At 71.3% G+C, this 21,746-nt stretch carries 21 protein-coding genes; 12 read left to right on the forward strand and 9 right to left on the reverse strand.

Features of this window, described 5'->3' with window-relative positions; translation table 11 throughout:
* Positions 1-143 precede the first annotated feature (143 nt).
* Complete coding sequence (gene trpA, locus J2850_RS15625; RefSeq protein ID WP_209983222.1) at positions 144-989, reverse strand: tryptophan synthase subunit alpha; 846 nt, start codon at positions 987-989, stop codon at positions 144-146.
* Positions 986-2,203 (reverse strand): tryptophan synthase subunit beta, encoded by a 1,218-nt coding sequence (trpB, locus tag J2850_RS15630; RefSeq protein ID WP_209983224.1) that lies wholly within the window; start codon positions 2,201-2,203, stop codon positions 986-988. The genes trpA and trpB overlap by 4 nt, the downstream gene beginning before the upstream one ends.
* Before the next feature lie 326 nt (positions 2,204-2,529).
* On the opposite strand from trpB, the gene J2850_RS15635 reads away from it, so the two are divergent.
* Positions 2,530-3,366 (forward strand): response regulator, encoded by an 837-nt coding sequence (locus J2850_RS15635; RefSeq protein ID WP_209983226.1) that lies wholly within the window; start codon positions 2,530-2,532, stop codon positions 3,364-3,366.
* A 12-nt stretch (positions 3,367-3,378) separates the two neighbouring features.
* On the opposite strand, the gene J2850_RS15640 is transcribed toward J2850_RS15635, so the two are convergent.
* Both J2850_RS15640 and J2850_RS15645 read right to left on the reverse strand, forming a co-directional pair.
* Positions 3,379-3,588 (reverse strand): cold-shock protein, encoded by a 210-nt coding sequence (locus J2850_RS15640; RefSeq protein ID WP_209983228.1) that lies wholly within the window; start codon positions 3,586-3,588, stop codon positions 3,379-3,381.
* A gap of 260 nt (positions 3,589-3,848) precedes the next feature.
* Positions 3,849-5,264 (reverse strand): sigma-54-dependent transcriptional regulator, encoded by a 1,416-nt coding sequence (locus J2850_RS15645; protein WP_209983230.1) that lies wholly within the window; start codon positions 5,262-5,264, stop codon positions 3,849-3,851.
* A 280-nt stretch (positions 5,265-5,544) separates the two neighbouring features.
* Between J2850_RS15645 and coaBC the strand changes: the two genes are divergently transcribed.
* From coaBC to J2850_RS15670, 5 genes are all read left to right on the forward strand, one after another.
* The gene (coaBC, locus tag J2850_RS15650; protein ID WP_209983231.1) at positions 5,545-6,795 is read left to right on the forward strand and encodes a bifunctional phosphopantothenoylcysteine decarboxylase/phosphopantothenate--cysteine ligase CoaBC; all 1,251 of its coding nucleotides are present in this window, start codon (positions 5,545-5,547) and stop codon (positions 6,793-6,795) included.
* A gap of 38 nt (positions 6,796-6,833) precedes the next feature.
* Complete coding sequence (dut, locus tag J2850_RS15655; protein WP_209983233.1) at positions 6,834-7,289, forward strand: dUTP diphosphatase; 456 nt, start codon at positions 6,834-6,836, stop codon at positions 7,287-7,289.
* Between the two features lie 155 nt (positions 7,290-7,444).
* On the forward strand, positions 7,445-9,004 hold the full coding sequence (locus tag J2850_RS15660) for an Hpt domain-containing protein (protein WP_209983237.1): 1,560 nt from the start codon (positions 7,445-7,447) through the stop codon (positions 9,002-9,004).
* Between the two features lie 188 nt (positions 9,005-9,192).
* Entirely contained in the window at positions 9,193-11,478 is a 2,286-nt protein-coding gene (locus J2850_RS15665) for a PAS domain-containing sensor histidine kinase (protein ID WP_246513108.1), read from the forward strand.
* A gap of 67 nt (positions 11,479-11,545) precedes the next feature.
* On the forward strand, positions 11,546-11,857 hold the full coding sequence (locus J2850_RS15670; RefSeq protein WP_209983242.1) for a polyhydroxyalkanoic acid system family protein: 312 nt from the start codon (positions 11,546-11,548) through the stop codon (positions 11,855-11,857).
* A 176-nt stretch (positions 11,858-12,033) separates the two neighbouring features.
* Here the strand turns inward: J2850_RS15670 and xerD are convergent, their stop codons facing one another.
* The 3 genes from xerD to J2850_RS15685 are packed head-to-tail and all read right to left on the reverse strand — an operon-like array spanning position 12,034 to position 15,142.
* Positions 12,034-13,020: a site-specific tyrosine recombinase XerD gene (gene xerD / locus J2850_RS15675; protein WP_209983243.1), complete on the reverse strand. Its 987-nt coding sequence runs from the start codon at positions 13,018-13,020 to the stop codon at positions 12,034-12,036.
* Between the two features lie 33 nt (positions 13,021-13,053).
* Positions 13,054-15,021, reverse strand: coding sequence for a hypothetical protein (locus tag J2850_RS15680; protein ID WP_246513109.1), 1,968 nt, complete (start codon positions 15,019-15,021; stop codon positions 13,054-13,056).
* Complete coding sequence (locus tag J2850_RS15685) at positions 15,002-15,142, reverse strand: hypothetical protein (protein WP_209983245.1); 141 nt, start codon at positions 15,140-15,142, stop codon at positions 15,002-15,004. The genes J2850_RS15680 and J2850_RS15685 overlap by 20 nt, the downstream gene beginning before the upstream one ends.
* 369 nt (positions 15,143-15,511) lie before the next feature.
* Here J2850_RS15685 and J2850_RS15690 point away from each other — a divergent pair, with 369 nt between their 5' ends.
* The 4 genes from J2850_RS15690 (at position 15,512) to J2850_RS15705 (ending at position 18,756) form a co-directional block, all read left to right on the forward strand.
* Positions 15,512-16,174: a shikimate kinase gene (locus J2850_RS15690; RefSeq protein WP_209983338.1), complete on the forward strand. Its 663-nt coding sequence runs from the start codon at positions 15,512-15,514 to the stop codon at positions 16,172-16,174.
* 48 nt (positions 16,175-16,222) lie between these two features.
* Positions 16,223-17,356 carry a 3-dehydroquinate synthase gene (gene aroB / locus J2850_RS15695; protein WP_209983247.1) on the forward strand — a complete coding sequence of 378 codons (1,134 nt, stop codon included), beginning with the start codon at positions 16,223-16,225 and terminating at the stop codon, positions 17,354-17,356.
* A gap of 186 nt (positions 17,357-17,542) precedes the next feature.
* Entirely contained in the window at positions 17,543-18,004 is a 462-nt protein-coding gene (locus J2850_RS15700) for a CBS domain-containing protein (RefSeq protein WP_209983248.1), read from the forward strand.
* A gap of 134 nt (positions 18,005-18,138) precedes the next feature.
* Positions 18,139-18,756, forward strand: a complete 618-nt coding sequence (locus J2850_RS15705) for a DUF2889 domain-containing protein (protein WP_209983250.1) — start codon at positions 18,139-18,141, stop codon at positions 18,754-18,756.
* Positions 18,757-18,795: 39 nt separating this feature from the next.
* Here J2850_RS15705 and J2850_RS15710 read toward each other — a convergent pair whose 3' ends face one another.
* Complete coding sequence (locus J2850_RS15710; protein ID WP_209983252.1) at positions 18,796-19,281, reverse strand: ribbon-helix-helix domain-containing protein; 486 nt, start codon at positions 19,279-19,281, stop codon at positions 18,796-18,798.
* Positions 19,282-19,604: 323 nt separating this feature from the next.
* Positions 19,605-19,880 (reverse strand): BolA family protein, encoded by a 276-nt coding sequence (locus J2850_RS15715; protein ID WP_209983254.1) that lies wholly within the window; start codon positions 19,878-19,880, stop codon positions 19,605-19,607.
* 129 nt (positions 19,881-20,009) lie between these two features.
* On the opposite strand from J2850_RS15715, the gene J2850_RS15720 reads away from it, so the two are divergent.
* Positions 20,010-20,654, forward strand: a complete 645-nt coding sequence (locus tag J2850_RS15720) for a J domain-containing protein (RefSeq protein ID WP_417281587.1) — start codon at positions 20,010-20,012, stop codon at positions 20,652-20,654.
* A 74-nt stretch (positions 20,655-20,728) separates the two neighbouring features.
* The gene (gene cobS / locus J2850_RS15725) at positions 20,729-21,733 is read left to right on the forward strand and encodes a cobaltochelatase subunit CobS (protein WP_209983256.1); all 1,005 of its coding nucleotides are present in this window, start codon (positions 20,729-20,731) and stop codon (positions 21,731-21,733) included.
* Positions 21,734-21,746 lie beyond the last annotated feature (13 nt).

The following is a 21,746-nucleotide window of genomic DNA, read 5'->3' on the forward strand; positions in this document are numbered from 1 at the left end:
GGAACGCCTTTCAACGGCACGGCGGTAGGCCGAAGCCCGGCGGCGGTGGGAACCGCGCCGGGCCTTCCGGCCGTCTGTCGCCGCGAGCGATCGTGTTGCGGGTGTCGTAAAGCTGTTTGCCGTTCTTGTAAACCGTCCGCCCCTCAGTCCCGCGCTGCGCGGACGCCGGCGGCCAGCTCGCGCACGAAGCCCAGCACGTCCTCGACGGTGCCCGGCCCGACGGTGCCGGCCGCGTCCAGCCCGCCGGCCAGGCGGCTGACGATGGCGGAACCGACCACCGCGGCGTCGGCGATGCGGGCGACCTCGGCGGCCTGTTCCGGCGTCTTGATGCCGAAGCCGACGGCGACCGGCAGGTCGGTGTGGCGCTTCAGCCGCGCGACCGCCGTGTCGATGGCGGTGCCGGACGCGCTGGCGGTCCCGGTGATGCCGGCGATCGACACGTAGTAGACGAAGCCCGACGTGTTGCGCATCACGGCCGGCATGCGCGCGTCGTCGGTGGTGGGGGTGGTCAGGCGGACGAAGCTGATGCCGGCCTTCAGCGCCGGGATGCACAGCTCCTCGTCCTCCTCCGGCGGCAGGTCGACGATGATCAGCCCGTCGACCCCGGCCTCGCGGGCGGCGGCCAGGAACGGCTCCACCCCGTAGGCGTGGATCGGGTTGTAATAGCCCATCAGGATGATCGGCGTGTCGGCGTCGAGCCTGCGGAAGTTGCGGACGAGGTCCAGCGTCTTGCGCACGGTCATCCCGGCCTTCAGCGCCCGCAGCGACGAGGCCTGGATCGCCGGCCCGTCGGCCATCGGGTCGGTGAAGGGGACGCCGAGCTCGATCAGGTCGGCGCCGGCGGCCGGCAGGCCGTTCAGCAGCGCCTGCGCGGTCCCGGGATCGGGGTCGCCGGCGGTGACGAAGGTGACCAGGCCGGCCCGGCCCTCCGCCTTCAGCGCCTTGAACCGGCGGGCGATGCGGCCATCGGACAACGGATCGGCGCTCACAGTTCCACTCCCAGATGCTTGGCGACGGAGAAGATGTCCTTGTCGCCGCGGCCCGACAGGCACAGCACCATCAGGTGGTCCCTGGGCAGAGCCGGTGCGCGCTTGATGACCTCGGCCAGCCCGTGGGCGGACTCCAGCGCCGGGATGATGCCCTCGGTGCGGGCGCAGAGCTGGAAGGCGTCGAGCGCCTCCTGGTCGGTGGCGTGGGCGTATTCGACGCGGCCGACGTCGTGCAGCCAGCTATGCTCCGGCCCGATGCCGGGATAGTCGAGGCCGGCGGAGATCGAGTGGCCCTCCAGGATCTGGCCGTCCTCGTCCTGCAGCAGGTAGGTGCGGTTGCCGTGCAGCACGCCGGGGCGGCCGCCGTTGATCGAGGCGGCATGGTCCAGCGGCCCCTTCTCGATGCCGCGGCCGGCGGCCTCGACGCCGATCATCCGCACCGAGGGATCGTCGAGGAACGGGTGGAACAGGCCGATGGCGTTCGACCCGCCGCCGACGCAGGCGACCAGGCTGTCCGGCAGCCGGCCTTCCAGCTCCTGCATCTGGCTGCGCACCTCGTCGCCGATCACCGACTGGAAGTCGCGGACCATGCCGGGGTAGGGGTGCGGGCCGGCGGCGGTGCCGATGATGTAGAAGGTGTCGGCGACGTTGGTGACCCAGTCGCGCAGCGCCTCGTTCATCGCGTCCTTCAGCGTCCGGCCGCCCGAGGTGACGGCGCGCACCTCCGCACCCAGCAGCTTCATGCGGAAGACGTTGGGCTGCTGGCGGGCGATGTCGGTCTCGCCCATGTAGATGACGCAGGGCATGTTGTAGAGCGCGCACACCGTCGCGGTCGCGACACCGTGCTGGCCGGCGCCCGTCTCGGCGATGATGCGGGTCTTGCCCATGCGCCGGGCCAGCAGGATCTGGCCGATGCAGTTGTTGATCTTGTGCGCGCCGGTGTGGTTCAGCTCCTCGCGCTTGAAGTAGATCTTGGCACCGCCGAGCTGCTCCGTCAGGCGTTCGGCGTAATAGAGCGGGTTGGGGCGGCCGACATACTGCTTGAGTTGCTGGCGCATCTCGCCTTCGAAGGCGGGGTCGGCGCGCGCCTCGCGATAGGCCTTCTCGACCTCCAGGATCAGGGGCATCAGCGTCTCGGCGACGAAGCGCCCGCCATAGATGCCGAAATGCCCGCGCTCGTCGGGACCGGAGCGGTAGGTGTTGAGTTTGGTCATCGTCTGCGACACTGCCTAGGGTCGAGGGGGCCGGACTCATCGCGGGCGGCAAGCGCGCCCGCGAACCGGCCGAACGCGCCACCATACCGGTGCGCCGCGCCGATTTGAAGCGCCGGGCCGCGGGGATGGCCGCAGAAATCACGGAGCAGAGATCGCCAGGCGGAATTCGGGGAAAATTCAGGGGGAAAATTCAGGGGGGCGGAAATGGCCGGCGGCCGTTCCCCGCGCCGGACCCCGTCCCGGGGGCGGCGGGACGGCGCGGGGCTTTGCAGGAGCGTGCGCTCTCCCCTACACTGCGGCTTCGGTCCCCGCGCAGAGCCCGTCCGATGCCGCCGACAGAGCCGCAGCCTCCCGTCCCGCACCCCCAGCCGGCAGCCCGGCCGGAGCCCCGGCCCGTCGGCGGCCGCATCCTGGTGGTGGAGGACAGCCCGCTGAACCAGATGCTGGTCAGCGCCATCCTGGTCCAGGCCGGCCACCGTCCCGACATCGCCAACAACGGGCTGGAGGCGGTCATGGCGGCCCAGGCCGGGGGGTACGACCTGATCCTGATGGACCTGTCGATGCCGGAGATGGACGGGCTGACCGCGACGCGGCTGGTGCGCGGCCTGCCGGGAGCGGCGGGGCGGGTGCCGGTGGTGGCGATGACGGCGGACACCGACGAGGCCGACCGCACCCGCTGCCAGGGCGCCGGGATGAACGACCATGTCGCCAAGCCGGTCGACCGGGCGCAACTGCTGGCGACGGTGGGGAAATGGCTGCAGGCGTCGCTGCCGGCCGGCTTCGGCCCCGGCAACGCCGTGCCGGCGGCGCGGGAGGGGGAGGTCCTCGACCACGACGTGCTGGCCCAGCTTGCCCAGGATCTGGATGCCGACCTGCTGGAGGACGTGCTGCGGCAGTTCGTTGCGGAGACGCGGGAGCGGGTGGAGCGCATGGCGGCGGCGGCCGATACCGCCATCCTGATGCGCGAGGCGCACACCTTGAAGAGTACGGCGGGCACATTCGGCGCCCGCGCACTGTGCGCCGCGGCCCGGACGCTGGAAGCGGCCTGCCGCGAGGCGGAAGCGGGCGGCCCGGCGGACGAGGCTGACCGCCTGCGCGGCGAGATCCCCCGGCTGGCCGGGGAAGCCATCGCGGCCTATCGGGCGGCCGGCTATCCGGTCTGAACCGGCTGGAGGCTATTCCATCAGGCTGATGTTCACCGCGGCGTCCTTGCCGTTGGTTCCGCGGGCGACTTCGAACTGGACACGCTGGCCTTCGGACAGGGCGTGGAGACCCGAGCGCTGGACCGCGGTGATGTGGACGAACACGTCCTTGGAGCCGGCTTCCGGCGCAATGAAGCCGTATCCCTTGGTGGTGTTGAACCATTTCACGGTACCGTTGGTCATGTGCCTCCCCCTGGATTGACGAAGTCGATGGGTCGCGGATCGCCGGCGTCGGGCGCGCCTTGAGGTCTGCCGGGCAAGCGGAACCAAGACATTGTGCGGGGAGGCTAGCCGCAGGCTGCGGTTGCAGGCAATTCCGTCTCACGGCATAGGACTATCGACCGCGATGATCTATGGAGAAGTACGACCAAGGCGCCGCTTCGACGGCAAAGGGTATTATCCCTCGTCTTCGTGAAAAATGAAGTTTCTTCCGAAATAAAGGCTTAGAGCTTGCCTTCCGCTTGCCAGGCCAGGCGCTTGCGGTAGATCGTCGAGGCGCTGATCTGCAGAAGCGCCGCCGCCCGCGGAATGTTGCCGTCGCAGGCGGTGATCGCATCCTCGATCGCGTCCTTCTCGACCTCCCACAGCGGCTTGATCGACTCCGGCCTCGGCGGGGAGGGGGGGCGGGCGACGGGGACGGCGGCGGGCGCAGCCGCCTGGGGCGGGGCGGCGGCGATGTGGGGCATGGCGAGCGGCGGCGGCAGCATCTCGGGCGTCACGGTGTCGCCGTCATGCAGCACCGCGACGATGCGCACCACGTTCTGGAGCTGGCGGACGTTGCCCGGCCAGTGATAGTGGCGCAGCGACTGTTCCGCCTCCGGCGAGAAGCGGCTGAACCCCTTCTTCTCCTCCTGGGCGAATTCGGCGAGATAGTGCCGGGCGATGCCCAGCACGTCGTCCTCGCGCTCGCGCAGGGGGGGCAGGTGGATGGGGATGACGTGCAGCCTGTAGTAGAGATCCTCGCGGAACCGGCCCTCCTCCACCTCGCGCAGGGGGTCGCGGTTGGTGGCGCAGATGATGCGCAGGTCGACCTTCTCCAGCTTCGAGCCGCCGACGGGCGTGAAGGTGCCGGTCTGGATGAAGCGCAGCAGCTTGGTCTGCAGGTCGGGCGCCAGTTCGCAGATCTCGTCGAGGAACAGGGTGCCGCCGTCGGCGCGGGCTGCGGCGCCCTCGCGGTCGGACACCGCTCCGGTGAAGCTGCCCTTCATGTGGCCGAAGATCTCGCTTTCCATGAGATCCTTCGGGATGGCGCCGCAGTTGATGGCGATGAAGGGGCGGGCGGCCCGCTGGCTCTGGCGGTGGATCGCCTCGGCGCACACCTCCTTGCCGGTGCCGGATTCGCCGGTGATGAACACCGTCGCCCGCGACGAGGCGGCGCTGTCGATGATGCGGTAGACCGCCTGCATCGCCAGCGACGAGCCGATGAAGCCGTGGTAGCGGGCGCGGTTCAGGTCCTTCTCGAAGGTGTCGACCAACTGGGCCAGCCGCAGCCGCTCCATGGCGTTGCGGACGGTCACCGCCAGCCGGTCGGCGGAGAAGGGCTTCACCAGGAAATCATAGGCGCCGTAACGCATCGCCTCGACCGCCGCCTTCACCGAGCCGTGGGCGGTGATGACGATGACCGCGCAGGGCAGGCCCTGGTCGGCGATGCGCTTCAGCACCTCCATCCCGTTCATGTCCGGGAGCTGGAGGTCGAGAAGCACCACCTTCGGGGCGCCGTCCTTCAACTGTTCCAGCGCATCCGCCCCGGTTTCCACCGCGATGACGGCGTGGGATTCCTTTTTCAGGATTTCCGCATAGACGCGGGCCAGCGACGGGGTGTCCTCGATCAGAAGGACGGGAATGGAGCCGGTTGGCATGCTGGGCGGCACGCAAATTCAGGGAAAGGACGGCTCCCATTCTCTAACAGATTATTCTGAAAATCCTACCCCGTAGCGAGGGGCCGCCCGGCCCGGCCCGAAAAACCCGTTTGAAAGCCCCGCTCCCGGAAACCAGCGCCGGGCGATCCGGGGGAGGAGCGCGCCGCGGCACCGGGCGGGGCGGTGTCGGGCGAGGCGGGGCGGGCATTCCGCCGCTTGCCGGGGGAGGCGCGATGAACTATCAGCAGCGGGGACGAGGGACCGGAAGAGGAGAACCGCCATGCCCGGTCAGGCCAACCCCGATCACGCCGTCCTGTCAGGGCGGCGCGTGCTGCTGGTGATCGCCGGCGGGATCGCCGCCTACAAGTCGCTCGACCTGATCCGGCGCCTGCGCGAGCGCGGCGTGACGGTCCGCGCGGTGCTGACCGAGGCCGGCGCCCGCTTCGTCACGCCGCTGTCGGTGCAGGCGCTGACCGAAGGCACCGTCTACCAGGACCTGTGGTCGCTGACCGACGAGTCGGAGATGGGGCACATCCGGCTGTCCCGCGAGGCCGACCTCGTGGTGGTGGCCCCCGCCACCGCCAACCTGCTGGCACGCATGGCCGCCGGCATGGCCGACGACCTTGCCGCAACCGTGCTGCTGGCCACCGACAAGCCGGTGCTGGTCGCACCGGCGATGAACGTCCGCATGTGGCAGCATGCCGCCACCCGGGCCAACATGGCGCTGCTGGAGAGCCGCGGCGTGCGGCGCGTCGGACCCAACGACGGCGTCATGGCCTGCAACGAATACGGCCCCGGCCGCATGGCGGAGCCGATGGAGATCGTCGACGCGGTCGCCGCCTTCTTCGCCGAACAGGCGGAGGGGGAGGGGCCGCAGCCCCTGGCGGGCCGGCACGCGCTGGTCACCAGCGGCCCGACCCACGAGCCGATCGACCCGGTGCGCTACATCGCCAACCGGTCCTCGGGCAAGCAGGGCCACGCCATCGCCGCGGCGCTGGCCCGGCTGGGCGCCGCGGTGACGCTGGTCAGCGGCCCGACGCGGCAGCCCGACCCGGCCGGCTGCCGCGTCGTCCATGTCGAGACGGCGCGCGAGATGCTGGCCGCCTGCGAGGCGGCGCTGCCGGCCGACGTCGCCGTCTGCGCCGCCGCGGTCGCCGACTGGCGGGTCGCCGCGGAGGCGGACCGCAAGCTGAAGAAGGACGGCTCCGGCCCGCCCGCGCTGGCGCTGACCGAGAACCCCGACATCCTCGCCACCCTGTCGCAGGCCGGCCCGCGCCGTCCGGCCCTGGTGGTCGGCTTCGCCGCCGAGACCGGCGACGTCCTGGCCTATGCCGCCGCCAAGCGGGCGCGCAAGGGCTGCGACTGGATCGTCGCCAACGACGTCTCCCCCGGCACCGGCACCTTCGGCGGCAGCGACAACACCGTCCACCTGATCCGCGCCGACGGCAGCGACTCCTGGCCGACCATGAGCAAGGAGGCCGTCGCCGCGAGGCTGGCGGAGGCCATCGCCGGGCAGTTCGAGCGCCGCTGACCGGCGCGGATTCCTCTCCCGTCCATCCAGGAGCCTTCATGCCCCCCACCGTCGCCTTCCTCCGCCTGCCCGGCAACGACGACCTGCCGCTGCCGTCCTACGCCACGGCCGGGGCGGCCGGGTTCGACCTGCGCGCGGCGGTCCCGGCCGGCGAGCCGGTGGTGCTGGCCCCCGGCCGCCGGATGCTGGTGCCGACCGGCTTCGCCGTCGGCCTGCCGGCCGGCTGGGAGATGCAGGTCCGCCCGCGCTCCGGGCTGGCGGTGAAGAACGGCGTGACGGTGCTGAACACGCCGGGGACGGTCGACTGCGACTATCGCGGGCCGGTCGGCGTCTGCCTGATCAATCTCGGCGAGGAGCCCTTCGCCATCGCCCGCGGCGACCGCATCGCCCAGGCGGTGATCGCGCCGGCGCCGCAGGCGGCGCTGGTCGAGGTCGCGGCGCTCGACGACACCGCGCGCGGGACCGGCGGCTTCGGCTCCACCGGGGTTGCCTGATCGGCGCCTCCTTGCCCCGCACCTCCTGACCGGCACCCACCGGCCGGCAGCGGCGAACCATGGTGCCGCGGCCGGGCGGTTGGTGGCATGATGGCGCCGAAGCGCCACCCGCCGGAGCGGGGGACGGAGTGCCAGAGGGCAGGGGGGCAGGGGGTATGACGCGGGGTCCCCGGCGGGCCGTGACGTTCCGCATCCTGGCGGGAATGACGGTCATCGGCGGGCTGTCCGCGGCGACCGGCGCGGTCGCCGTGTCGCTGCTGTCCGCTTCCAGCCGGGAGATCGAGCGGATCGCAGCCGCCGTGCCGGACCTGGGCGATGCCGCAAGACTGGTGCGGCAAGGCGGCGCCATCGCCGAAGCCACCGCCGCCCTGGTCGCAGCACCCGACCAGACGGCGCGCGAGGCCGAGATGGCACGGATGGGCGAGCGGATCGCCCGTCTCGACGAGCTGGTGCCGCGGCTGATCGCCGACGGGGTCGCCGCGGGGCCGTCCGCCGACCCCGGCGGGGGACTGGAGGCGCTGGAGCATCACAAGAACGAACTCGTGCGCGTCCTGCAGACGCTGAACGCCCAGGTGCGGCAGCAGCTCGTCCTGACCGCCGAGGCCGATGCCCGCGCGCGGTCGCTGGACACCGTGGCGGCGAGCCTCGGCGCCCTCGCGGCGGAGGACCGGGATGGCGCCGCCGCTGCCGGGGGCGGCGGTGCGGATGGCTTGGGCCGGGCGGCGCAGGAGCGCTGGCGCCGTGAGATCAACGCCGCGTCGTCGCTCCTGCTGGCCGTGCTGCATGCCGAGCGCGACACCCAGCTCGACCGGTTGCAGGCCGACGCCCGGGGAGCCCTCGGCTCGGCGGCGCGGGAGCTGGCCCTGCTGCCGCCGGAGCGCGCGTCACGGCTGAAGCCGGTCCAGGACGGGCTGGAGGCGGCGGCCTTCGGGGCGGCCTTCGGGCAAGCCCCCCTGGCGACCCTTCGCGCGGCCGAGCTGTCGCTGCGGCGTGCGGCGGAGCGGTCGGCGGCCCGCAGCCGGATGATTTCGGACCGCATGGCCATCATCGTGTCGGACCATCTGGCGGCGGTGGAGCAGGACGTCGCCCGCCGCGTGCGTGCACGGGACGGGGCGGCCGGCGACGGCGCGCTCGCGGTGGCCGTGATGACGCTGCTGTCCCTTCTGGGAATGGCCGCGCTCGCCGCCGCCATCCGCCGCGCCGCGGCGCCGGCACCGCCCGACCCAAAAACACCGCTCGCGCCCGATCTTCCAGCCACCAAGCTACCAGCCACCGATCTACCGACCACCGATCTTCCAGCCACCGATCCGCCATCACTCACGCCGGCGGTGCTCGACCTCGGTCATGTGGTCGAGACGTTCGGCAGCCTCGACCAGGGCGCGGTCGAGATGATGGATTTCTTCATCGAGACGACGCGGCCGACGCTGGAGCATGCGCTGGCGGCGCTGGCGGCCGGCGATGCGGAGGCGGCGCGCGCCGCGGCCCATACGGTGGCCGGGGCGGCGCGGACGGCGGGGGCGTCGGCGTTGGCCGGCGCCGCGGCGGCGCTGGAGCGCGCGCTCCTCGACGGGCGGACGGCGGATGCCGTTCGGCATGCAGATGCAATGGCCGCGGCCTTCCCGGCGGTGGAAAAGGCGATTCACGCACTTCATCACACGAAAAAGATGGTACCCCTGCCGAAAGAGTGCATGACGGAACCGGACCCTCCCACTTGAGCTCTACCTTGGAGTGAACTCCTTTCCGAAAAAGCGCACGGTCGGCGCGTGTTGCTTGTCGCTAAAGGCGGGCTGAATTACTCTGCGGGTGTTGATTCATTTCGTCAGATTTCGCCCATGGTCCGCAGTTCGGCGGCCCCGGCGGTCCCGGCGGTTCGGGGGTGGAGAGCTTGGTCGGTTTCGCTGGCTTGTTTCGCAACAAGGACTCCCGGCGCCAGGCCGAACACGCCGCGGACGGCGACCGCTGGCGGGCCCTGCTCGCCGCCGCTCCGCTGCCTTGCTGCGCCTGGAGCGTTTCGGGTGAGGCGTTCCTGTCGGACGAGGCGGCGGCCCTGCTCGGCATATCCTCGGCCGACGGCCTGGGGTCGGCGTTGCCCGCGGCCGATCTGCGCGCGGCGGTCGACCGCCTGCGGCGCGAGGGCAAACCTTTCCGCTGCGAGGCATCAGGCGCCGGCGGGCGGCGCCTGATGCTGGCCGGCCGGCGTGGCAGTGCCGGCGCCGAACGCTTCGACGTGATCTGGATCGAGGACATCACCGCCGCCCATGACGCGGCCGGCGACGCCGCGCGCCGGCAGGCGGCGGAGGTCGACGCGATCCGCTCGCGCCTCGACGGCTTACGGGCGGTCGCCGATGCCCTGCCGGTCCCGATGTGGGTGCGCGACCGCGACCTGCGCCTGTCCTGGTGCAACCGCGCCTATGCCCGCGCCGTCGACAGCGATCCCGAAACCGCGGTCGCCGAAGGGCGGGAGCTGGCCACTGCGGCACGGTCGCTCGCCGAGCGGGCGCGCGGCGGCGGCTTCGCCCAGTCCGAGCGCGTGCCGGTGGTGATCGGCACCGAGCGCCGCCTGCTGGAGGTGACCGAGGCGCCGCTCCCGGCCGGCGACGGCGGCATTCCGGTGGTCGGCTATGCGCTCGACGTCACCGCGCTGCAGGAACTGCGTGGAGAGCTGGACCGCCACCTGACCGCCCACGCCGAGGTCCTGGAGCGGCTGAGCACCGCCATCGCCATCTTCGGGCCGGACACCCGGCTGACATTCTTCAACCAGGCCTATGCCCGGCTGTGGGACCTGGACGAGGCCTGGCTGCGCACGGAGCCCACCAACGCCGAACTGCTGGAGGAGCTGCGCGCCCGCCGGCGGCTGCCGGAATATGCGGACTACCAGACCTTCAAGCGGGAAAGGCTGACCCGGTACACCCGGCTGGTGGAGCCGCTGGAGGAGTTGCTGCATCTGCCCGACGGCACCACGCTGCGCCATCTGGCGGCGCCGCACCCCCAGGGCGGGCTGATCACCATCCTGGAGGACGTGACCAACACGCTGGCGCTGGAGTCCTCCTACAACACGCTGATGGCGGTCCAGCAGGAAACGCTGGACAATCTTGCGGAAGGCATCGCCGTCTTCGGCGGCGACGGCCGGCTGAAGCTGTCCAACCCGGCCTTCGCCCGCATCTGGGATCTTGCCGAGGCCGACCTGCGGGGTGAGCCCCACATCGCCGAGGTCATCGAGCGGATGCGGCCTTTGCTGGATGCGCCGCAGCCGCCCGAGAAGGCCGCCGACGCCGCCGGTGGCGCCGGCCCTGCCAACTCGGCTCCCACTGCCGGCCCGGCCGCCGGGTGGGAGGCGCTGAAGGAGGAGCTGGTGGGCGCGACGCTGGAGCGCAGCGTCCGGTCCGGCCGGATGGAGCGCAGCGACGGGTCGGTGGTGGAGTTCTCGACCCTGCCGCTGCCGGACGGGGCGGTCCTCAACAGCTATCTCGACGTCACCGACGGCGCGCGGCTGGAAACGGCGCTGCGCGCATCCAACGCCGCGCTCGAAGCGGCCGACCAGTTGAAGACGGAATTCATCTCCAACGTCTCCCACCATCTGCGCACGCCGCTGAACGGCATCATCGGCTTCGCCGAAGTGCTGTCGAACCAGTATTTCGGCCAGTTGAACGAGCGGCAGATGGAGTATGTCCGCGGCATGCTGTCGGCCGGCCAACGCTTGCTGGAACTGATCGACGACGTCGTCGACCTGACCAGCCTGGGGGCCGGCGTCACCACCCTGGAGCGCGGCGCCATCGCGCTGCCGGATCTACTGGAGTCGGTGGCCGGCCTGACCAAGGACTGGGCGCGGCGGGAAGGGCTGCGGATGGAGGTCGTGGCACCCGAGGCGCTGGGCGAGATCGAGGGCGACGGCAAGCGCCTGAAACAGGCGCTGTTCACCCTGGTGGTGGGCGCCATCCGCAACCCGCCGTCCGACCGCCGCATCCGGCTGGCCGGCGAGCGGCTGAACGGCAGCGTCACCCTGTCGGTCAGCGGCGCCGCGCTGCCGGAGTCCGATCCGCAGGGCGCCGCGGCGCTCGGCGTGTCGCTCGCCCGCAACGTGGTGGAGCTGCATGGCGGCCGGCTCGAGCTGGACGAGACCGCCGGCCGCGGCGCCCATGTCCGCTGCATCATGCCGGTGCGGGCGCCGGTGAACGGCGTGAAGGCGTAAGCCGGGACCCAACCCGGCGCGGGGACGTTACCCCTGCTCCACCGGACAGTCCTTTGCGGAGCCGACGATGCCGAAACCCCTGACCCTCTCCATTCCCCACTCGCTCGGCCGGGACGAGGCCAAGCGCCGGCTGGTCGACGGCATGGGCGAGGCGCGGGCGCGGCTGAGCGCCGTGGCGACCAGCATCGACGACAGTTGGACCGACGACCGCATGCATTTCCGCGTCGTGGCGATGGCGCAGACCATCGCCGGCCACATCGACGTGCTGGAGGACAGCGTCGAGATGGAGGTCGAACTGCCCTGGGCGCTGGCGCTGCTCGCCGACAAGATCAAGAACAAGGTGACCCGCCAGGGCACGCTGATGCTGGAGAAGAAGTAAGGATAGAAGGGGGGCGGAGCCTCGGCCGCCGACGGCCAGCCTCTCCGTCCCTGCCGCCATTTCCTCAGATTTCCTTTTCAGATCAGTCCATTGTCGTCCATCCAGGGCCAAAGGGGGGCCGGCAGGGGGGCTGCGGCCGGCGGCTGCCGCCCGCTTCGATCCTTACCGGTGCCTGCTCAGCCCTCCGACGGTTCCTCCTGCTTGCGGCGGGCGAGCGGGTGGTGGTCGTGCATGACCTTCCTCAGCCTCTCGCTGACGACATGGGTGTAGATCTGGGTCGTCGCGATGTCGGCATGCCCCAGCATCTTCTGGACCGAGCGCAGGTCGGCGCCATGGTCGAGGAGATGGGTGGCGAAGGCATGGCGCAGCACGTGCGGGCTGACCTTTTCCGGATCGATGCCGGAGTCGATGGCGAGCTGCTTCAGCAACTGGGCAAAGCGCTGCCGGGTCAGATGGCCCTCGGCCGAGCTGCGCGACGGGAACAGGAAGGGGCTGTGCCCCGCCTCCTGCCCGGCGGCGGCGGGAACGAAATGGAGGCGCAGCGGGATATAGGCCGCCATCGCCGCCAGCGCCGGATCGGACAGCGGGACCATCCGCTCCTTGCCGCCCTTGCCGCGCACCAGCAGGCCGCGGCCGTCCCGCATGATGGCGGTCATCGGCAGCCCGACCAGCTCCGACACGCGCAGCCCGGTGGCGTAGAGCACCTCCAGCAGCGCCACCAGCCGAAGCCCCTCGGGGCCGCCGCGCGCCTCGGCGGTGGCGAGCATGGCGGAGACCTCGGCCTCGGTCAGGATCTTCGGCAGCGGGCGTCCCTGCTTCGGGCTGTCGAGCGGCGAGGCCGGATCGTCCGTCCGCCGGCCTTCGGCCAGCAGGAAGCGGTAGAACTGCCGCATCGCCGACAGCCGCCGGGCCACCGTGCGCGGCGCGCCCTCCTTGCTCTGGACCGCCAAGTAGGCGCGCAGATCCTCGGTTCCGGCCTTCTCCAGCGGCAGCCCGCGTTGGGCCAGCCAGCGCCCGAGGTCGGCAAGGTCGCGCTCGTAGGCCATGCGCGTGTTGGCCGCGGCGCCGCGCTCCGCGGTCAGCATGTCGAGAAAGGCGTCGAGATGCGGCGGGGTGGCGAAGTCGCGCGGCTTGCAGGGACGGCCGCGGCGTTTGGCGGGCATGCCCGGTCTGCTCATGTTGGGCCGCTCATGCTGTCAGTAGGCTCCGGAAGGAAGGGGAGACGGCGCGCCGTTCGCAGCGCCGCCAGCGTAGGATGGGGTCGGGCCGCTGATCGCCGCCATCGCCTCACGCGCCAGCGCCCGGCCGTCGGCATCAAGCCCGACCGCCTTCAGGGTGGCGGCGATGCGGGCCACCACCACCGGCGGCACGCCGGCCGGGCCGGCTTCGCCCAGCAGCAGAAGGGCGGCGGCCACCGTCTCGCCGATCCGGTCGCCCGCAGCGGCCTCGCCCAGCCGCTGCCAGAGCGCGGGGTCGACGCCGGCGTCGCTGCCGGAAGGAGGGCCGGCGCCGTCGGTCGCCGTCATCCAGGCCTCGTCGGGCACGGCGATGCCCATCGCCTGCAACAGGGCGAGCTGGCCGGCGATGCGGGCGCGCGCCGGGCCGTCGGCGCCGCGCAGCACCTCGTCGAGCCAGGCGGACAGCGCCTGCGGATCGGCGGTTCCGCCCCCGCCGCTTCCGGTCATGCTCCGCCCGGTGGCGGCCAACGCCAGTGGCCACAGCCAGGCGCAGTCGGCGGCGCTCCTGCTGCGCAGCGCGAAATCGTGCCAGCGTCCCGCTTGGTCGAGCCGTCCCAGCGCATAATAGAGCCGGGCGGCGGCCGGGGCGAGCACCGCCGCGTCGCCGCTCGGCGACAGGCTGTCGAGCAGCCCGGCGGCGGCGCTGCCGACCGGCCCGGCCGCCAGCCGCGGGTCCACCAGCTCCACCGCCAGCCCGGCCAGCGCGACGCGCCGGCGACCGTCCATCGCCGCCGCCATCGCCTGGTGCACCAGCGCGCGGGTGCGGGCGCCGCGGTCGCGGCGGGCGAGGTCGGACAGGCGCAGAAGCTCGTCGCCCCTGGGCGGCACCTGGGCATAGAGATCCAGGAGCTGGCGGGCGTCGAGGAACAGTGCCGCCGCCGCGCGCTCGCCCGCGGCGGCGCGGGTGGACGGGTCGGTCGAGGGGTTGGTGGCGACGGCGGCCAGAGCCTGCGGGTTCTCCAGCGGCAGGCGGTCGGGCGGCAGGCCGATGCGGGCCATGCGCATCGCGGTGAGCGTCAGGGCGGGACCGTCGGGATCGCCCGGCCCGGCCAATCCCGGAGCCAATGCCCGCGCCGGCGGCGGCGCGGCACCGGCCAGGGCCTCCCCGATGGGAAGGAAGGGATCGGATCTCCCTCCCTCCCGCAGCTTCGCCAGCGCCTGGTCGGCGCCGGCGCGATCGCCGACCCGGGCACGGCAGAGCAGCGCCAGCTTCGTCCAGTAGGAGGAGGCGAAGCCCTTGCCGCGCTCCAGTGCGCGCTGGCAATCGATGCCGCCGCGCACCAGCTCGGCGTCGGTCAGCGCCCGCGCGGCGGCCTCATCGCCAGCCAGCGCCGCGGGCAGCAGGGCCGCCAGTTCGGCGGCACCGGCAGGATCGCCGATCCGCGCCAGCTTCTCGACGCGCAGCGCGCCGAAGCGGCGTGGCGCGGACTCCCCGCCGGCCGCCGGAGAACCGGCGCTGAGCAACAGGCGGCGCTCCAGCGCCTTGGCGGCGGGGGAGGGGGTGTCGACGGGCAGGGCGGCGATCAGGGGAAGCAGGTCCGCCCGGCCGATGCCGCGCCAGGGGTCGGCGCCCAGCCCTTGGGGACCGCGCAGCACCCCGGCTCCGTCGGGATCCGGCGGTGCGGAGGCCTCGCCCCCGGCCGTCCCCGGCGGGGATGCCGGCTGGGCCGCCGGAAGAGCGGGTGCCAGGACGGGCGGTGCCAGGACGGGCGATGGGGCAGGGGGCGCCAGGGCGGGCAGTGGCGGAGCGGGCTGGGCCGCATCCGGGGTCAGCCGGATCGGCGGCCCGAAGGCCTGCGCGGCGGCGGCAAGGCTCCAGCCGGCCGCCAGCAGGCCGGCCACCAGCGGTCCGGTCCGCCGGACGGTTCCCGCCGCGACGCTTGCGGCGACGGCCGGTGGCGGCTGCTCAGCGCGGGAAGCGCTCATCGGGCAGGACCTTCTCCACCGTCTTCGATGGAGCCGGCAGATCCCACGATGCAAGGAAGACCATGCCACCGGCGATCACCAGCAACAGAAGGACGACGAGAATGGAGAGAAACCGGCTCATGGCACCAAGGACGCGTTGTGTCGGAAGGACTGTCGGACGGGGCGGGCCTAGCACGGTCGGGGACCGCAGGGCTTGGGACAAGCAAGGGCATTTCTGCTAAAGCATCCGCGACCCGGCCGCAGCGGCACCCGGCGATCGGGTGCGCCGTCTGGCGGCGGCGGCAGTGTAGCCACAGGTCGGAGCGGCACGCAACCCGCCCACCGGCCTAATGGAGATGGCCGGCGCGCTTGTGCCGGGTCGGGGCGCGCGGGTATGAGTGATGTCTGTTGCAGCGTCGTGACGGCCGTCCGGCGGACCTGGCGGGGGCGGAGCAGATGGTGCGGGTGGCACGGGTGCGGATCGGGTGACGTGATGGGAGTGCGCAAGGCGATGACGGCCCGGCCGGCCGGAACGGTGGAAGACGCGGAGCCGCTGCTGCCGCGCACCGTGGTGCTGGTCGGGTTGATGGGGGCCGGCAAGAGCGCCATCGGCCGCCGGCTGGCCTCGCGCCTGCACCTGGCCTTCCGCGATGCCGATACCGAGATCGAGTCCGCGGCCGGTTGCAGCATCGCCGAAATCTTCGCCCGCGACGGCGAGCCCGTCTTCCGCTCGGTCGAGCGCCGCATCATCACCCGGCTGGTGCGGGACGAGCCGGTCCATATCCTGGCCACCGGCGGCGGTGCCTTCATGGATCCGGAGACGCGTGCCGCGATCCGCGAGCATGCCGTGTCGGTATGGCTGCGTGCCGAACTCGACGTGCTGGTCGCCCGGACCGCACGGCGCACCCACCGGCCGCTTCTGAACCAGGGCGACCCGCGCGCCATCCTGGGCCGGCTGATGGAGCAGCGCTACCCCATCTACGCCGAGGCCGACCTGACGGTGGTCAGTGACGAGCAGCCGCCGGAGGTGACGGTGGAGCTGGTGATCGGTGCGCTGGAGGCGCATTTCGGCGTCGTCCTGCCCCACCGCGGCGGCTCAGGGGGCGGCTCAGGGGGCGGCTCCGGGGGCGGGCATGGCCGGGGCGGGCGCCCCGGCAAGGCCGATGCCGGCTGACCGCTCGACGCCGTCCTCCACGAAACGCCAGACCTGCGGAACCATCCGATGACCATCGCTCCCGCTTCCATCGACACCGTCCGCCTCGACCTCGGCGCCCGCAGCTACGACATCCTGGTCGGCGACGGCGTGCTGGCGGAGGCCGGCGAGCGGATCGCCGCCGTCACCCGCGGCCGGGCGCCCATCGTGGTGACCGACGCCAACGTGGCGCCGCTGCACCTCGCCACGCTCGACGCGGCGATGGCGAAGGCCGGGATCGCGCCGCAGCCGGCCATCGTGCTGCCGGCCGGCGAGAAGACGAAGGATTTCGGGCATTTCCAGCAGTTGATGGACGAGGTGCTCGGCCGTGGGATCGAGCGGTCCACCGTGCTGCTGGCGCTGGGCGGCGGGGTGATCGGCGACATCACCGGCTTCGCCGCCGCCTCCGCGCTGCGCGGCATCGATTTCGTCCAGGTCCCGACGACGCTGCTGAGCCAGGTCGACAGCTCGGTCGGCGGCAAGACCGGCATCAACAGCCGGCACGGCAAGAACCTGGTCGGCGCCTTCCACCAGCCGCGGCTGGTCATCGCCGACACCGCGACCCTCGACACCCTGCCGCGGCGCGAGGTGCTGGCCGGCTATGCCGAGGTGGTGAAGTACGGCCTGATCCGGCAGCCCGGCTTCTTCTCGTGGCTGGAGGAGAACGGCCACCGCGTGGTCGCGGGCGACAGCGACGCGCGACGCCATGCGGTGACGGTGAGCTGCCGCGCCAAGGCCGACATCGTCGGCGTCGACGAACGCGAGAGCGGCGACCGCGCGCTGCTGAACCTCGGCCATACCTTCGGCCATGCGCTGGAGGCGGCGACCGGCTTCGGCCAGACGCTCCTCCACGGTGAGGCGGTGGCGATCGGCATGGTGCTGGCTTTCGACCTGTCGGTCCGGCTCGGCCTTTGCCCGGCGGCGGACGCCGCCCGCGCCCGCGCCCATCTCGCCGCCGTCGGCCTGCCGGTGCGCCCGGCCGACATCGCGGGCGTCGCCTGGGACGTCGACGGGCTGGTGCGCTCCATGGCCAAGGACAAGAAGGTCCAGGACGGCCGCATCACCTTCATCCTGGCCGACCGCATCGGCAACGCCTTCACCCGCCGCGACGTCGACGCCGCCGCCGTCCGGGCCGTGCTGGAGGAAGCGGTCGCCCCGGCCTGAACCTGCATTTGCAGGTGGGTTCCATAGGGGCGAAGGGCGATTGCGCTGGTGCGTGAGGGTACAGATATTCCGTTCTATTGACGATCTGTAGTGCAAGCTGACAGAATTGGCGTGCCGCGGTGACACATCGCGGCCGAGTGCATCGTTCGTCCACAAAACCTGGCCACTTCGAGGGAGAGGGGACACATGCCGACACGCCGACTGATGCCCGACGTCATCAAGAACCAGACGCTTTCCTGCCTTCCACCCGACGCGACGGCCCGCGACGCCGCCCTGCTGATGGCCGAGCGGCGCATTGCCGCTGTCCTGGTCACCGAGGGGCGGACGCTGAAGGGGATCGTCACCGAGCGGGACATGACGGTGCGGGTGGTCGCGGCCGGGCTCGACCCCGACACCACGCCGCTGTCGGTGGTGATGACCGCCGATCCCGACACGCTGGAGCCGTCTGCCGCCGCCATCGCGGCGCTCGACCTGATGGAGCGTTACCATTACCGCCACCTGCCCATCGCCGTGGATGGCGAGGCGGTCGGCATGGTCTCGATCCGCGACCTGTTCGCCGTGGTGCGCGCGCATCTCGAGGACGAACTCCGCAGCCGTGAGGCCTACATGTTCGGCTCCGGCTATTCGGCGGACGCCAGCGTCGGCTGACGCGGCGGGGGCGAGGTTGACGCAAGGGTAATGCTGCGTTGCGGTGGGGCCGGGTTGACCGGGCGCCCGGCCCCACCGATAGTCGATGATACGCCATCCTGGCCGCATGACGGCCGCCAGACCTGGAAAGCCCGATGTCCGCGACCTCGCTGTCCGCCCCCGCCGAGCGCGAGCCGATCCATACGCGCCGCGTCACCTGCCAGGGGTTCCGCCGTGCCGACGGGCTGTGGGACATCGAAGGCCACCTGACCGATGTGAAGAGCTACGGCTTCCACACGGAGGAGCGCGGGCATCTCGATCCCGGCACGCCGATCCACCAGATGTGGATGCGGCTGACCGTCGACGACAAGCTGACCGTCATGGCGGTGGAGGCGGTGACCCAGGACAGCCCCTATCGCGCCTGCGGCAGCATCACGCCGAGCTTCCAGCAACTCGTCGGCCTGCGCGTCGGTCCGGGCTGGACCCGTGCGGTGAAGGAGCGGCTGGGCGGGCCGAAGGGTTGCACCCATCTGGTCGAGCTGCTCGGCCCGCTGGCGACCACCGCTTTCCAGACCGTCTACCCGATCCTCGCCCGCGAGGCGGCGGAGCGTGCCCGGGCAGCCGGCACGCCGCTCCCGGACGACGGCAAGCGGCCGGTTCTCCTCAACATGTGCCACATCTTCGACAGCAACGGCGAAGTGGTGCGGAGGAACTGGCCGGCCCACTATACCGGCGAGGCCGGCGCGGAGCGGCGGGAAGAGGCGGCGGAATGAGAAGGCCGGCCTGACGGCCGGGCGCTGGTCAGGCGTCGGTCAGGCGTCGAACCGGGGAGTTGCGGGCGCCGGCAACCCGACTGGCGAGGCGGGCGTGGAGAAGGCCGGACCGGCGGCGGGCCTGGCGCCATCGGCCTCCTCCGCGGCGGGCGGCAGTTCGAAGGGCGTGCCGGCGAACGGGTCGTTGCCGCCATGGCCGGCACGCAGATGCCCATCCTCGGTGCAGGCACGGCGGAAATAGGAGGCGATGAAGACCCTGACCGCCGATGTCAGGGTGACGTCGGTCTCGTCGGGCATCATGCCGCGGCGGCGGGCCTGCTCCTCGATCCTCTCCTTGATCTGGGTGCACAGCCGGTTGACGGTGAAACCCTCCCGCCTGCCGATCTCTTCCAGCGCGTCCCACATCGTCGGCTCCAGCCGCATGCTGGTACGGTGTCCGCCGATCATGATGTTCTGGCTTTTCAACGGCTCCACGCCCATGCCGGACGAACTCACCCGCTTCTTCTTCGGCCCACGCTTCGCCATCCGCAGCCCCTTCCACGAAGCCGCCGGCGGACATGCGAAGAGTGTGTCCGCCACGGCGCGATACATGGTTGCATGGCGGGTACTGTACTAAACGCTGCGGGAAATGCAACCGAACTCGCGCTGATTACTGCTCCCTCGCCAGGAAGTCGCGACTTCTGGTTGAATGCATATGTATGCTGTTGCGGCCGGTTCCCGCAACCGTGCCCGGGGGCGCCGAAGGGATCGGCGGCGACCGGTCGGCAGGCAGGGATCGACGGGCAGGGATCGACAGGCAGGAGGGGCGGGAGCGGGGCCGTGGACCGCGGACCGTGGTGGCCGGGCTTTCAGAAGCCGGCTTCCCCCGGCGCGCCGGTGGTCAGGCCCAGCGCATGGACACGCTCGCGCAGTTCCTCCGCCAGAAGGGCATAGACCATGCGCTGGCGCTCCACCCGCGACTTGCCGGTGAAGGCGGCGGAGACGACGGTGACGTGGAAATGGGTCTCGCCGGCGGCATCGGCTCCGGCATGACCGGCATGGCGGGCTGAGTCGTCGACGATCTCCAGCCGCTCGGGCGTCAATCCGGCGGTCAGCTTCTCGCGGATGCGGGTGGCGTATTCCATTGGGGTTCCCTACTGCTTTCGCCGTCGTGCCCGGCGCCGTGCCCGGTGGCGTGCCCGGTGGCGCGGCATCGCCGGAAAGGAGAGGGTTTCACACCGCTTCTGTCAAGCGCCCGGGTCTGCGGATTACGGATGACGGAAGCCCGATTCGGCGCGCTTGCCAGAGGCTCCGGCTCTTCCCATACTTGCCCGATGACCAGGAACCGCGCCCGCTCCAGTTACGACAGCTATGCAGCACCGCGTGCTGCCACCCGTGTGTGCGACCATCCCGATTGCGTGGCCGAAGGCGAATATCGCGCGCCGAAAGGCCGCAACACCCTCAACGAATACTGGTGGTTCTGCCTGGATCATGTCCGGGAATACAACCGGGCCTGGGACTACTACGCCGGCATGTCGACCGACCAGATCGAGGCCGAGGTGCGGCGCGACACCACCTGGCAGCGGCCGAGCTGGCCGCTCGGCAAATGGGCGACGCAGGAGCGCTTCATCCGCGACCGCGTGGTCAACGGTTTCAGTTTCGAATTCGGCCGTGAGAACGGCAAGACGAACGACGAGGAAAAGGCGCATCGCCGCCATCATGCCCGGACAGAGGAGGAAAAGGCGCTGGCGGTGCTGGAACTCACTCCACCTGTGGACTTTGCCCGCATCAAGGCACGCTATCGGGAACTGGCGAAAAAGCACCATCCTGATGCCAACGGCGGCGACAAGGCGGCGGAAGAACGGTTGAAAGAAATCAATCTGGCCTACAATACGCTGAAAGCCTGTTATGCTGCCTGAAACCCCGTTGGCGGGCCGGGTCAATCCCGCGGCCGCCGGACAACCGACACTCGCTGGAACGTAAGAAACCACCCATGGCTTCCCAAGGAGCGACCCAGGCCAGCTCGGCCCTGTTCGACCACACGCCCGACACCACCGTCTCGGTGCGCGAGGTCTTCGGCATCGACAGCGACATGCAGGTGCCGGCTTTCAGCCAGCGCACGGAGCATGTGCCCGACCTCGACAGCGCCTACCGGTTCGACCGCGATACGACGCTGGCCATCCTCGCCGGCTTCGCCTTCAACCGCCGCGTCATGGTCCAGGGCTATCACGGCACCGGCAAGTCGACCCACATCGAACAGGTGGCGGCGCGGCTGAACTGGCCCTGCATCCGCGTCAACCTGGACAGCCACATCAGCCGCATCGATCTTATGGGCAAGGATGCCATCGTGCTGCGCGACGGCGTGCAGGTCACCGAGTACCGCGAGGGGATGCTGCCCTGGGCGCTGCAGCATGCCTGCGCCATGGTGTTCGACGAGTATGACGCCGGCCGTCCCGACGTGATGTTCGTGATCCAGCGCGTGCTGGAGGTGGAAGGCAAGCTGACGCTGCTCGACCAGAACCGGGTCATCCGCCCGCATCCGGCCTTCCGCCTGTTCGCCACCGCCAACACCGTCGGCCTCGGCGACACCACCGGCCTCTACCACGGCACCCAGCAGATCAACCAGGGCCAGATGGACCGCTGGAACATCGTGGCGACCCTGAACTACCTGCCGGTCGACGCCGAGGTGAAGATCGTCCAGGCCAAGGTGCAGTCCTACGACGACGCCAAGGGCCGCGACACGGTGGCCGCCATGGTGCGCCTGGCCGACCTGACCCGCGCCGGCTTCATCAACGGCGACATCTCCACGGTCATGAGCCCGCGCACGGTCATCACCTGGGCCGAGAACGCGCGCATCTTCAACGACGTCGCCTTCGCCTTCCGCATCACCTTCCTCAACAAGTGCGACGAGGTGGAGCGGCCGACGGTCGCCGAATACTACCAGCGCTGCTTCGGCGTCGAGCTGCCCGAGACGGGGGTGCAGGCGAACCTCGTGTGAAGTCGTATGCCGC

The sequence above is a fragment of the Azospirillum picis genome, assembly GCF_017876115.1.
In the GTDB taxonomy this organism is placed as follows: Bacteria; Pseudomonadota; Alphaproteobacteria; order Azospirillales; family Azospirillaceae; genus Azospirillum; species Azospirillum picis.